At 63.7% G+C, this 13,174-nt stretch carries 10 protein-coding genes; 7 read left to right on the forward strand and 3 right to left on the reverse strand.

What is annotated here, in order from left to right; translation table 11 throughout:
• Positions 1 to 11: 11 nt before the first annotated feature.
• A complete protein-coding gene (locus HPY44_17680; GenBank protein NSW57836.1) occupies positions 12 to 176 on the reverse strand; it encodes a hypothetical protein in 165 nt (54 codons plus the stop codon).
• Positions 177 to 291: 115 nt separating this feature from the next.
• Here HPY44_17680 and HPY44_17685 point away from each other — a divergent pair, with 115 nt between their 5' ends.
• The 3 genes from HPY44_17685 to HPY44_17695 all read left to right on the forward strand — a co-directional run bounded on the left by HPY44_17685 (position 292) and on the right by HPY44_17695 (position 3,403).
• Complete coding sequence (locus tag HPY44_17685; GenBank protein ID NSW57837.1) at positions 292 to 510, forward strand: hypothetical protein; 219 nt, start codon at positions 292 to 294, stop codon at positions 508 to 510.
• 115 nt (positions 511 to 625) lie between these two features.
• A complete protein-coding gene (locus tag HPY44_17690; GenBank protein ID NSW57838.1) occupies positions 626 to 2,140 on the forward strand; it encodes a response regulator in 1,515 nt (504 codons plus the stop codon).
• Between the two features lie 45 nt (positions 2,141 to 2,185).
• Complete coding sequence (locus HPY44_17695) at positions 2,186 to 3,403, forward strand: threonine ammonia-lyase (protein ID NSW57839.1); 1,218 nt, start codon at positions 2,186 to 2,188, stop codon at positions 3,401 to 3,403.
• Positions 3,404 to 3,439: 36 nt separating this feature from the next.
• Here HPY44_17695 and HPY44_17700 read toward each other — a convergent pair whose 3' ends face one another.
• Entirely contained in the window at positions 3,440 to 5,080 is a 1,641-nt protein-coding gene (locus HPY44_17700) for an exo-alpha-sialidase (GenBank protein NSW57840.1), read from the reverse strand.
• A 72-nt stretch (positions 5,081 to 5,152) separates the two neighbouring features.
• Positions 5,153 to 8,143: a cellulase family glycosylhydrolase gene (locus tag HPY44_17705; protein ID NSW57841.1), complete on the reverse strand. Its 2,991-nt coding sequence runs from the start codon at positions 8,141 to 8,143 to the stop codon at positions 5,153 to 5,155.
• Positions 8,144 to 8,314: 171 nt separating this feature from the next.
• On the opposite strand from HPY44_17705, the gene HPY44_17710 reads away from it, so the two are divergent.
• The 4 genes from HPY44_17710 to HPY44_17725 all read left to right on the forward strand — a co-directional run bounded on the left by HPY44_17710 (position 8,315) and on the right by HPY44_17725 (position 13,053).
• Positions 8,315 to 9,427: a Gfo/Idh/MocA family oxidoreductase gene (locus HPY44_17710; protein NSW57842.1), complete on the forward strand. Its 1,113-nt coding sequence runs from the start codon at positions 8,315 to 8,317 to the stop codon at positions 9,425 to 9,427.
• A gap of 22 nt (positions 9,428 to 9,449) precedes the next feature.
• Positions 9,450 to 11,555: a sulfatase-like hydrolase/transferase gene (locus HPY44_17715; protein ID NSW57843.1), complete on the forward strand. Its 2,106-nt coding sequence runs from the start codon at positions 9,450 to 9,452 to the stop codon at positions 11,553 to 11,555.
• Positions 11,556 to 11,618: 63 nt separating this feature from the next.
• Positions 11,619 to 12,920, forward strand: coding sequence for an aminotransferase class III-fold pyridoxal phosphate-dependent enzyme (locus HPY44_17720; protein ID NSW57844.1), 1,302 nt, complete (start codon positions 11,619 to 11,621; stop codon positions 12,918 to 12,920).
• A gap of 79 nt (positions 12,921 to 12,999) precedes the next feature.
• Positions 13,000 to 13,053: a prepilin-type N-terminal cleavage/methylation domain-containing protein gene (locus HPY44_17725; GenBank protein ID NSW57845.1), complete on the forward strand. Its 54-nt coding sequence runs from the start codon at positions 13,000 to 13,002 to the stop codon at positions 13,051 to 13,053.
• The last annotated feature ends 121 nt before the right edge of the window (positions 13,054 to 13,174 follow it).

The raw sequence follows: 13,174 nt of genomic DNA on the forward strand, positions 1-13,174 counted from the left end.
GCGGTCTGGCGTCAGAGCCGTGCAAGCACCTGTTTGAGCAGGTCCTCCTCCTCATGCAGCTTGGTCTTCCACTCGCGCTTCTCGGTCTTGACGATCTCCTCGCGCAACTCGCCCAGGTAGACCTCCAGCGCGTGGCGCACCGCATCGCGTTCCTGATCGCTCAACGTCAGTTCCATGGTCAGTCACCACCCCATCCCATTGTTGCCGGTCGGTTCCGGCACGGCTCCATAGTGGTAGATACCCAGAAGCCAGGGCTCGCATGCACATTGGTTTCCGGGAGCACCGCCGGACGTGCGGAAGATCTGGATGCCATACGAACAGGTGCACCAGTACCAGTATGCCGACGCGGACGGTGTGATGCACGTCTTGTATGCCAGTGATGAGGCCCGCACGAGGGCGCACCTGGAGACCGCGGCCGAGCTTGGCATGTCCGCCATCGCCTTCTGGCATTTCGGCGCGGTCGCGCCGGAGTCGTGGAACGTCGTCAACGACTGGCTGAAGGTGCAGTAGCGGACCATACGCGAAAGGACCGATGGCGTCTGTGGCGAATAGTGTTGTATCAGCGAAACGCAAAGCTGATCGGGGACGGCAGACAGACTGCGGCTCGCGACAAAGGGGACTGGCGATGGACGAAGCTCCGGTCAACCTCCTGCTGATCGAGGATGATCCCGACGACGCGTTCCTGCTGGAGAAGATGCTCTCTGAGGCCGCGAAGGGCGAGTTCGCGCTGGCCCATGCGACAAGGCTTGCCCAGGGCCTGGAGCATCTCAAAACCCGGGGCGCAGACGTTGTCCTGCTGGACCTGTCCCTTCCCGACAGTCAGGGTCTGGAGACTTTCAGGGAAGTCCACCAGCTTCACGAGGGCGTTCCAGTGGTGGTGCTTACAGGTCTCGACGACCACACCATGGCCCTCCGGGCCGTGCAGGAGGGCGCCCAGGACTACCTCGTAAAGGGCGAAGTGGACGGCCATGCGCTGGTGCGCTCCCTGCGTTACGCCATCGAGCGGCAGCGCAGCACTTACTACCAGGCGGTTCTCGCGGAACGCGAGCGCTTCGACGCCGCAATCTCGCAGATGAGTGACGGGATTGTGGTCACCGATGCCCGATGGCGCATCACCAGCACCAATCGCGCCGCACGTCTGCTGATCAATCTGCCCGAGCAGGGATGGGAGGGCACCAGTCTCCAGGATGCGCTTGCGCCTTTCACTCTGTTGCCCCCTTTCGCCGAGATCATGGCCGGCAAAGAGGCTGTCGCAGCCTTCGAGATCGCGCGGGAGGATACTCATCCGCCCTTGTATGTGGACGCCCGGCTTACACGACTGAAGGATGCCGAGGGAAATCTGTCCAGCACTGTTCTTATGCTGCGCGACACCACCGACGAGAAGCTTGCGCGCCATGTGCAGGCCAGTTTTTTCTCTCTGGTCCCTCACAAACTGCGGACGCCACTGGCAGTCCTGGGCGGGTACCTCGAGCTCTGCCGGCACCTCCCCGCCGACAAGATCGCCCGGGATTGGTCCCACATTCTTGACGTCTGCGAGAAGGAACTGGAGCAGGTCACAGACATCGTCCAGAAGTTGCTGGACTTCAAGGCCCTGACCACCTCGCAGATGCGCACCGAACTGCGGCAGGCCAGGGTCTGCGATGCCGTGGAGTCTGCGATCAGCGATGTGCGGCGACGTCACGTTGCCGCGAATCTGGAACTCACCGTGGACATCCGGCCGGGCGCGGAAAACGTTGACGCAACCAGGGAACACATGACTTTCGTGGTCCAGCAACTGCTGGATAATGCGGTGAAATTCGGGGACAAAGACCCGGTCGTCGTCACCATCACGGCCACGCCCGAAGAAGATGGCGGAGTGTGTATTTCGGTGGCGGACAATGGGCCGGGGATCCCTCACGAATACCACGACCGCATCTTCGAGGGGTTCGTGCAGATCGAGGACCGGGTAACCGGGCAGGTGCCCGGTCTTGGGGTCGGCCTGCGCATGGCCCGAGAAGTCGTAGAGGCCTACGGTGGCAGCATTTCGCTCCAATCGGCGATCGGCGAGGGGAGCACGTTCTCCTTCGTCCTGCCGGCGAAGAGAGAAACAGAGGGCATGTCGATCCCCGACCGGCCTAATGGGATGGCGCCCGAACCGTAGGCCACACAACCCGTGCCAATCCGCCGTCAACCATTGGAGTTGCGCATGCTGTCGCTGCAAATGATCACGCAAGCCCGGAGCCGGGTCGCTCCGGTCGTCAGATGCACCCCGGTTCTCGACATCCACGCCTCTTGCCGCCGCGTTGCGCTCAAACTCGAGAACCTCCAGCGCACCGGGGCCTTCAAGATCCGCGGGGCCACCAACTGTATCGCGCTGCTGGAACCGGGAGAGCGCGCCCGCGGCGTGATCGCGGCATCCGCCGGCAATCATGCCCAAGGCGTTGCGGCTGCTGCTTCAGCGGCTGGGGTCGAAGCCACCATCGTCATGCCCCGCAATACCCCGATCCTCAAGGTTGACCGCACCCGCACCCTTGGCGCCCGCGTGATCCTTGAGGGAGACGATTTCGACCAGGCCAACACCCATGCCCGCGAGCTGTGCGCCGAGAAGGGCCTGGTATTCGTGCACCCCTTCGCGGATGAACGTGTCATTGCAGGCCAGGGAACCATTGGGCTCGAATTGCTGGAGCAGGTCCCGGACATGAGCAGCGTCATTGTGCCCGTAGGCGGGGGAGGGCTCATCGCCGGCATCGGCTGCGCGATCAAGGAATCCGCGCCGCAAGTCAAGGTCTTCGGCGTGCAGAGTGCACTGGCGCCTGCGATGACCTGTTCCTTCGAAGCGGGACACGCGACCCCGGCGCCGGTGAGCCCCACCATCGCCGACGGCATCGCAGTAGGCAAGCCCGAGGAACTCAACTGCGAGTTGCTGCGGCGCTACGTGGATGACATGGTCACGGTCACCGACGCGGAAATCGCCACCGCGATTCTGCGGTTCATTGAGGATGACAAGCTGGTGGTTGAAGGCGCCGGGGCGGCGACCCGACCGGCCCTCGAGGCATTAGGAGATGCGGTCGGGGATCGCCCGGTGCTCATCTTGAGCGGCGGCAACGTGGACATCACCACCCTCGGGGCGGTGATCGACCGAGGGCTTGCGGAAGCTGGCCGATCCGTGCGGCTCTTGGTGGATCTGCCCGACATCCCGGGCGCGCTCGCAGGTCTTGCCGCGGCGGTGAGCGAGAGCCGCGCGAACATTATCGAGATACTCCACAACCGGCTCACGGGCGAACTGGAACTGGGGAAAGCCGAGGTCGAAATGGTCCTGAGCACCCGCGGCCCGGAACACGTAGCCGAGATTCTCCAGTCTTTGCGCGCGAAAGGCTACAACGCCCGGAGGCACGAACATCCCCGGGCGTCTGAGGACTGTTGATAGGCTGGCCGCCGCTACCAACTTGCCCTTGGCAGGCTACCGGCGCTTCACCGTGAAGAACGTGCCCACGATGCCGGCCTGAGTGTTTCCGTCCGGGGCCAGCGCGCGCCGGTCGTACACCACGAGCAGCGTCCCCGGACTGACCTCCTCGACCGAGTTGTAGTTGGTGCTCGCGCCACGGTGGAAGCAGAAGTGCCCTGTCCAGGTTCTCCCGTCGTCCAGGCTGAAAGCCAGCCAGTTGTCCGGGCGACCGTAGGTGACCACCAGCGTGCCGTCTGCCATGCGGCATGCGTTAGGCCACACTCCCCGATCCGCGATGGGGCGTGGCTCGGACCAGGTCTTGCCATTGTCGCGAGAGCTTGCCAGATACAGCGGGGTGAACTTGGTGGGGCCCCCGCTGCCACCGGTGCGCATGAAACAGTGGATCTCCCCGTCGGGCATCTTCAGCAGGTCCGCCTCGCAGAAACTCTCCAGGCCGATCTCCGGATTGTAGGCCACTGTTGACAGCAGGTCCCAGTTCTTCCCCCGATCAGTGGAGCGCATCACGAAGGTGCGGTACTTGTACATCTTCCATTCCGGCGGGAAGCTGGGGCACAGCACGGTGTCGGTCTTGAAGTACCCGTACATGGCAGCGACCAATGAGCCATCATCCGCCTCGATAATGGCGTGGTCTGCCACTGGTCCCTCGAAGGCCGAGCCATCGTCGCCTGTGCCCCCCGTGCCTTCGGGGATGTTCATCGTCGCGGTCTCGCTCCGGAAGGTCTTGCCGCCATCGGTGGAGCGCGTCAGGCCGATGGAGAAAACGCCGTCAGTCACCTTCTTTGACTTGAATCCAAGGCCAATGATCTCACCGTCGGCGCATTCCACCATCCCCGTGCCCACATTGTGCGGGCCCTTGGCCCACGTCTTCCCATTGTCGGAAGACCACTGGCTCCCGACTCCCAGCCTGCCGTCGCGGAACCTGAAGAGGCTCTGGTAGATCGCGCCAGGCACGATCTCCACGGTTTCGCCCACCCTGACGTCGAGGCCCTCGACGGTGGGATTGTCGGGCATCGCCGGGCCTGAACGCTCAGGCTTTCCAGCCTGGTAGCGCACCCACTGCCAGATCGCCGTTCCTGTCGCCGCCGATGCGGCTGCCCCGAAAGAGCACTGGTTGCGCTTGGCGTGGGCAGGTTTCGTGAACTTGCCCGTACCGTCGATCACCAGCTTGTCATCCGCGTAGACCTTCGCGTCCTCACCCTTCACTTCGAGGCGGATCGTGTGGAAATCATCCGCACCATTGAAGGATGCTGAGAGGCCGCAGTGAGACAGCAGGAGCCGATCTGGGTAGATGGTGACGGATTCCTCATGTACCCCGTCGGCCGCCATCATGCAGACGCCCCACGGGCTGGAGCACGAGATGACCTTCACGCGAGCCTCAATCGCCGCTCCCTTCGCGGCGTCGGCCTCCCAGTTGAGAATGTACGAGCGCCCGCTGCCGTTTTCCGTCGACTCATCGGCAATGAGAAGTCCCTCATCGGTGAGCTCCGACCGGGTCCCCTCCCCAATCCAGGCGGTGGAATCCACGTCCCAGGCGCCCTTCTCGTAGAACGTCCGCCACGGCCCCTCGAGATCGCCGCAGGCCGTGTGAAGCGCGAGAATGAGCAACAGTGCGGCTATCAATAGTGGCGGTTGCATGGGTCCGGTTCCTCCAGACAGATCGCGGGCGAATCCCCGGCTTTCTGCGGCATGCCGGGACGTGCCGCGGTGCTACCGTGTGGCTTCCCGTTCGCCGACCCATCCCAGACTTGCTTCTTGGACCTCAACAGCGTGCCGGTCGGCGAAATGCTCCGGATACAAGAAGGCCCCGAGGCAGACGTTCACAGAGCGTATGTTCTCTGGTCGCAGGCGGTCACCCTCGCCGCCGCGTCCGGGTGCGTTGGGGTTCCAGTGGCCGAAATACCGAAGCTCGCTGAAGGGGATCTTGATCTCCTGCCAACTACGGTCCAGTTTCACTTCGGTTCCCCAGGGCGCACCGTCTTTCTCGATCACGACGAACTCCACCGCGTTGGTGTTGGGTCTGCCCGCGCGGGCCTTGAGGATCACGCAGTCGGTCTTCGCAGCTTCGTCCTGCCAGAGACTGAAGGCATCTTGAACCGGCAGCCTGTACGAGACGCAGTCCGGCTCGGGCTTGAAGCCATCCACATCCACCCGGAAGGCATTGACGCCCCGGTCCATTCCGGGAACGCTGCTGCCCGAGCGTCCGGCCCCCCACAGGTGCACATGCCGGTCCGCCGGGCGAACCAGCAGAATCGGGTCGGTCCGAGCATCCACCTCCAGCGTCCAGGTGGGGCTCGCCTTGCGCAGTTCGACTCGCTCGACCTCCACCCAGTGGGGCAGGTCCTTCGCATGCGGGAATAGCCAGGTGCCGAAGATCACCGACACTTCCCTGAGCTTTGACAGGTCTGGAGCGCCGGCTGTGGTAGACCACATCGGCTTCAGCTTCTCCAGGGCGACCACCGTCTCGCCCCAGCTCTCGCCAAGGGGCACATTGTACCCGAAGGCATTCCCGTCGACCTGCACCAGGGTGATCTCGACGGCAGTGGTATCCGGGCCACCGCGTGCGATGAACGCCACAGCGTCATACGCCGCCGGATTCCCGGGCGCAGTCACCGGCCAGCGGATTCCGGCGCAACTGGGCGGTTCGGCGAAAGCATCGGCCTCGATGCGCAGCGCCGTGCTGTTGTCGGTCGGTCCGGGTACGAAGCCGGCCCGGGCTGACTTGCCCTCGGGCCCGCTGTATGACACCTGCGGCAGCGCGCTGTCAGCGGCCACTTGCATGAGCACTGCGGGTTGCACTCCGGCCTCATCCACTCGTGCGCCGGGCTTGCCTCCGGGGAAGGTCCAGGTCCCATCCCCGGTCACCACTTCCAGGTAATACTCGGTCTTCCCGCCGCGCACGGCCTCACCCGGCACAAGTGCCGCGAACTGATACGCTCTGCCTTCCTGCATTGGTACCGCGGAGAACTCCCGCTCTCCGGGGCCCCTGATCCGCAGGCTGCAGCGTTGAATGTCGGCAGCCGCCACTGAAGCGCGCACATTCCACGGGTAGCCCTCGCGCCACTGTTTCGCCGCCTCAACGAAGGCCGCCGGAGGCAGGTCGGAGGACGGCGGAGCGAGGAAGTCGCCCCGCGGGGTGGTCAGGATTTCCGTCATCCCCCGGGTGAGGACATACTCGCCGGGCGTCACACGGAAAGCGCCGTTGCGGGCCTCTCGTACTCCCCCGCCGTCAACACTTGTCACCTGGAACTCCTCGCCCAGTTCGGGGATCCGCACCCTCATCTCTCGCTCCTGCCACAGGATGCGGGTCTTTTCATTGCCACCACCGCTGTACGGGTCGGCGACCATCACCGCGTCGGGATAGACCTGCAGCCGCCAGTAGTTCCGGTCCTCGCGGTCCAGGAAGTACGCCCCAGTTCCCCCATACTTCACGATGGCCGACGAGCCGCAGCCCCAGACCCGCTGGAGCTTCTCGGGAGCTGGCGGCACACTGGAGGTGTCGTTGGAGTACATGAAGGCGTGCTCAGATACAAGCTCGCTCAGCTCTTCCTCCCAACTCACCCGGAAGTCGCCGAAGCGGTTGCTGGCCGGGTAATCCCCGAAACGCGACAGCCGCGGAATGCGCCGGAATGCCTCGGCGGCGATGGCGAAGCTGATGGCCTTCGCGGGGGTGTAGCACAGGTTCAGATAGTGAGTCTGCCAGTTCTTGTTCCACGCAGCGAGGCACATGGGGTCATACTGAAACTGAGTCGCGATCTGCGCGCCGCCGCTGCGGAACGCTCGGGCCATAGCCGGGTACATGTACGGTTTTTGCACATCCGCGGCGTCGAACTCGTAAACGATCTTCGCCTTGCCTTCCAATGCCGGGTTGCGCATGGCCGCGTAGTCATTGACTGCGGGCAGGTAGTCCCCCGTGAGCATCTGCCCGGCTACAAGCCCCGTAGGATACCAGCCAAAGGTGATTCCGTCCGCCTTGGATGCCCCCACCGCCGTCTCACGACTGCAGAAGAAGCTGTGGAAAACAGGTTTGCGGCAGCCCGTCGACTTGATCGCTTCCACCAGCGAGTTGATGTACTCCACCACCTGCTCATCTGTGGTCCCCGGCGGGTAGATGGGCTCGTTGATGGTCTCGAAACCCACCACGGCCGGGTCGTCGCGGTAGGGAAGCTTACGGAACTGGTTCACATGGTTCACGAACTGGCGCAGGTAATTGCGCTGGACTTCTCGCGCCGTGGGGTCAGTGGTCATCTGGTGCATGGTGTACAGGTCCGAGAACCCGCCGCCGGTGGGGCTGTTCCACCAGGCAATGGGCGTGAGCACCGTGTATATGCCGGCATTCGCGCACTCGCTGATGAGCAGGTCCAGCAGCCGCAGGTGGTGGTTCTCGATGAGGTTGCCCTGGTGGTCGCTGATCTCCCGGTCCCAGCAGTGCAAGCGGATGGCCGTCAGGCCGAGCCTGGCGAAGTGCTTCACATCGTCGCGAATCGCCTGTTCGTGGTCCAGGCCTTTGGCCCTTATCTCAGCGTAGTCAATGGAAAACGGAGGGTAGTAGTTGACGCCGAAAAGCGCCACCTCGCCCGCTCCATCCGCGAACTGAAGCACCCCGTCCCCATTCACGGTGATCTGGTGCAACTCGGGCGCAGCAAGTGCCGGGACGCAGAGCCAGGTAATCAGCGCAGTGAAAGTCGCGAATGCGTTCACGTCAATCCCTCCGGATGGGCGGCACTGGTCGATCCGTCAGTCGGCAGTATTGTTCCGCGCAGGCAGTCGGTGGTCCTGCGGGGTTGAGCTAACCGGTTCGCGGGACCGCGAAGGTTTCTCACCTCCCGCCGTCGAATCCCTGCGCAAACATTTCGGAGGTCCGCTGCACTCATGTCTGACTCGAAGCTGCGCGTTGGCGTCATCGGCGTTGGCTCGTGGGCCAACCGCGTTCACATTCCTCAGGTGCTCTCCCATCCCGGCGCGGAACTGGTGGCCCTGTCAGCTCGCAGCGAAGATAGGCTGCGCAAGGCAGGGGAAGACTTCGGTGTTGAGCGCCTCTTTACGGACTACCGCGCACTGCTGGACATGGACGACCTGGACGCCGTTACCATAAGCTCCACCCACAATGCCCACTACGAGATCGCAAAGGCCGCCCTGGACCGCGGCCTGCATGTCTTCTGCGAGAAGCCGCTGGGCGTGAACTCCGCGCAGACCGGGGAGCTTGCCGACCTCGCCGCCCGAGCCGGCGTGAAGACCATGGTGGCTTTCACCAACCGCTGGGTGCCCGAGGCAATCTACGCCCGGGAACTCATGCGGTCAGGCTTCTGCGGCGAGGTCTTCCATTACAACATCTGCCAGCTTGCCGGGTACGGCATGCCCGGCCGCAACTGGATGTGGCGCGCCGACCCGGACCTCGCAGGTGGCGGCGTCCTGTTCGACCTGGGCTGCCACAATATCGACCTGGCGCTCTGGCTCAACGGCCCGATCCACCGGGTCTGCGCGACCCTGAAGAACACCGCGCCCACCCGCATGAAAGACGGCCAGCCCGCGCCCACGGTGGTGGACGATACCGATGCATTCATCGCCGAGTACGCCAACGGAACCCAGGGCATTTTCCACATCAGTTGGACGGCGCCGGGCGACCGGATCATGCGCCACGAGATCGCGGGCATGGACGGCCGGATTGAGCTGAACCTGTACCATGACGTCTGGCGCAACGCCCTGCGCGGCGTTCGGACCGGCGAGAGCGACCTCGTGCCCATGCCCCCACCCGACGAAATACAGACCAACATCCCGCGCGCCGTTGCCACCGAAGACGAGCGTGCAGCAGCCCGCAAGGTGTTCCTGACCGGGTACTCGAGCCTTGTTCGTGCTTTCATCGACTGCATCATCAATGACACCGATGACGCGCCCAACTTCGCAGACGGTCACGCGACCCAACAGGTCATGGATGCGGTGGTGCAGAGCAGTCGCGAGGGCCGCTGGATGACCATCGGCCAATAGGCATACGGCAGGTGGTTCAACCATGTCTACGCCCCACAATCGCCGCGAGTTCATCCGCCGCGCAGCACTCGGCGCCGCCGGTGCATCCCTCGGGGCAGCGGTGCTCGGGCGTTTCGCCGGGCCCTCCTATGCCCAGACTACCCGGCCCAACGTGCTGTTCATCCTCACCGATGATCAGCGCTTCGATGCCATGAGTTGCGTCGGGAACCCGCCGTGGTTGCGCACGCCGAACATGGACCGCATCCGCAATGAGGGCGCGCTGTTCGCCAACGCTTTCGTCACGACGTCCCTCTGCTCACCCAGCCGCGCCAGTTTCCTCACCGGCTGCTATGCCCACACCCACAATGTGCGCACGAACGAAGTGAACGATCCCGACCCGGCACTCCCAACTTTTCCCATGGTCATGCAGCAGGCGGGGTATCGCACCGGGTTCATCGGCAAGTGGCACATGGCGCCCAAGGCTTCGCCCCGCCCGGGGTTTGACTATTGGCTGAGCTTCCGCGGACAGGGCGAGTACAGCAATCCGAGCCTCAACGAGAACGGCCGCGATTTCCAAGCCGAAGGCTACATGACCGACCTGCTCACCGAATATGCCCTGTCATTCCTGGATGCGCAGAGCGCGCAGCCCTTCTGCCTGGTCCTGTCTCACAAGGCCGTCCACGGCCCCTTCACTCCCGCCGAACGCCACAAGGACCTCTACTCAGGCGAGACATTCGCCGAGCCGCCCAATGCCCGGGACGACTTCGCGGGCAAACCCGAATGGATCCGCGCCGGCATGGTGCGCGGGATCCGGCGGGAAGCCATGCTGGAGAACGCCGATAAGCCTGTACCGGACCGCATCCCACCCACCGACTGGAACCCTCACGTCGAGGGCCGCCTCAACTACTATCGCTCCCTCGCGGCGGTGGATGAGGGCATCGGCCGAGTGCTCGACCTCCTCGAGCGGCAGGGACGTCTGGACAATACGGTGGTCGTTTTCGCGGGCGACAACGGATACTTCCATGGGGAGCACCGGCGGGGCGATAAGCGCCTCATGTATGAGGAATCGCTGCGCATCCCCCTGACGATGCGCTACCCAGCCCTCGTCCAGCCCGGGACAACCATTGACGAGATGGTGCTGAATATCGACCTGGCGCCGACGCTCGAGGAGCTCGCCGGCGCGAGGGTGCCCGACAGCGTGCAAGGGCAGTCCTTCGTGCGGCTACTGCGCGGGCAGCGCGAAGACTGGCGCAGTTCATTCCTCTACGAGTACTTCCAGGAGGGCTGGCTGCCCGGAATCCCCACCATGTTCGGCGTCCGTACTGAGCGCTGGAAGTACATTACGTACCCGAAGATCAACGACATCGACGAGATGTATGACCTCGAAACCGACCCGCACGAGCTGACCAATCTCGCAGAAGACCCGGCGTACGCGGACAAGAAGCAGGAACTCAAGGCTGAACTTGAGCGCCTTCTCAAGGAGACCAACTACCAGGAGATCCCGCGCCCGAAGGTGAACAAGGCGGGCAGCGTGGTTCTCGACTTTGACTTCACACAGGATGCCGGGGGCAGGGTCACAGACAGGTCCGGCAAGGGCAACCACGGGACGGCGCGCGGCGCCCAATTGATCGACCTGGACGGACGCCCAGCGCGCAAGTTCACCGGCGCAGATTCGATCTCTGTGGACCGGTCGGAGAGCATCAATCCTGCTGGGGCACCGCACGCGGTGGAGGCCTGGGCAAAGGCCGAGAAGGATACCGGCGTCATTCTCGCCCGGGGTGGCCAGAGCAACGGTTACGCGCTGTTCCTGAAGGACGGAAAACCCGGTTTCTTCCTGCGCATCGGTGGGGAAGCGATCGTGGTGCGCGGAGCGAATCGGATTGGCGCCGACTGGGTGCACCTGCTGGCGGTGATCACCAGCGATGCCCTGGCGAAGCTCTACGTGGATGGACAGGAAGTGGGTTCGGTGGAACTCGACCGATTCATCCCCGCCGACCCCAACGAGGGTCTGGAAATCGGGATGGACCGCGCCACTCTGGTTGGCGATTACGGCGCGGACAATGGCTTTACGGGGCTGATCCGCCGGGTGCGGGTCTGGGACGGGCACCTGACGCCCGAACAGGTCCGCGCGTGTGCAGCAGAAGGCTGAGATTCTGGGCGTCCCCGGCACAAGCAAACTACCCGCAATCATTGATGATACGGAGGCATACCGATGGCTGACAAGCTGAACCTGACCCGTTCCCTGGAGCTGTGGCAGGAGGCCGTGGACCTCATTCCCGGCGGCTCGCAGACAAACAGCAAGCGGCCGCAGGGCTACGCTCCCGGCGCTTTCCCGATCTACGTGGAGCGCGGCAAAGGCTGCCGCGTCTGGGACGTGGACGGTAACGAGTACATCGACTACATTCTGGCGCTGGGGCCCATCACCCTCGGTTACTGCTACGACCGGGTGGACCAGGCGGTTCGCGAGCAACTGGATAAGGGCATGATCTTCGGCCTGCTGCACCCGGTCGAAGTAGAGGCCGCGCGCCTCATCCGCGAAACCGTCCCGTGCGCGGAAATGGTCCGGTTTCTCAAGGGCGGCAGCGAGGTGACCAGCGCCGCGGCGAGGATCGCCCGGGCATACACTGGTCGGGAACTGATCCTCAACTCCGGATACCGGGGTTGGGGCGACACGTGGACTGCTCAGCATGAGCCCCCAGCAGGCGCCGGAGTCCCCGAATGCCTTCGGGCCATGGTGAAAGGCTTTCCGAGAGATGACCCGGACGCCCTGAAAGACCTCCTCGAGCGGTACAAAGGCAAGGTCGCCGCAGTATTCCTGGACGTGGCGTCAGGCACTGCTGCGCCGAAGGACGTCATCCAGCGCATCCGCGAGCTGTGCGACGAGTTCGGCGTGCTGCTGGCCTTCGATGAAATCGTCACCGGCTTCCGCCTCGCCCCCGGTGGCGGGCAGGAGTACTACGGCGTCACGCCGGACCTCGCCTGTTTCGCCAAGGGCATCGCTAACGGGATGCCCCTGGCCTGCGTCTGCGGCAAGCGTGAGGTCATGCAGATTGCGAAGGATCTTCTCATCAGCGTGACGTATGGTGGCGAATGCCTGTCGCTGGCTGCTGTGACCGCGTGCCTCAAGGAGTACCGCGACCAGCCAGTGCACGAGCACATCTGGACCCAGGGCCAAAGGCTCATGGACGGGATCGCGGACCTCGGGAAGACCCACGGTGTGCCGATCTATTGCACGGGCCTTGCACCCATGTCCCAGCCGGGCTTCCATTACGAGGACGCCGCGCTCAACGCCGACGTCTGGAGCCTGTTCCTGCAGGAGACCGCAAAACGCGGGGTACTGATCCGCCGCGGCGGTTTGCTGTTTGTCACCTACAGCCACAGCGCCGCGGATATCGATGAGACGCTGGCTGCCATCAACGGGGCTCTCGTGGTGATCGCCGAGGCCGTCAAGGATGGCAAGGTCAGGCAGATCCTGCAGGTGGGTGAAGTCGAGGAGGGATTTCGCAGGTTCTAGCCGCGAGCATGACAAGGAATTCGCGAAAGGACGGCGAAAACCTTACTAGCCTTGACCCTTGCTACGGAGGTGACGTCGAATGCGTCGCGGTTTCACACTGATTGAACTGCTTGTTGTTATCGCCATCATCTAATCGCTGAAAAAGTTGGGAGGTCTTGCGTGTTCATAGGGGAATCGTGGGTGTGAGGTGATGGCGTTGCAGCACAAAGACCTTCCCCGCACCCCTTCGCTGTATGACGACGTGATAGGGTCTT

The sequence above is a fragment of the Armatimonadota bacterium genome, assembly GCA_013314775.1.
GTDB lineage: Bacteria > Armatimonadota > Zipacnadia > Zipacnadales > JABUFB01 > JABUFB01.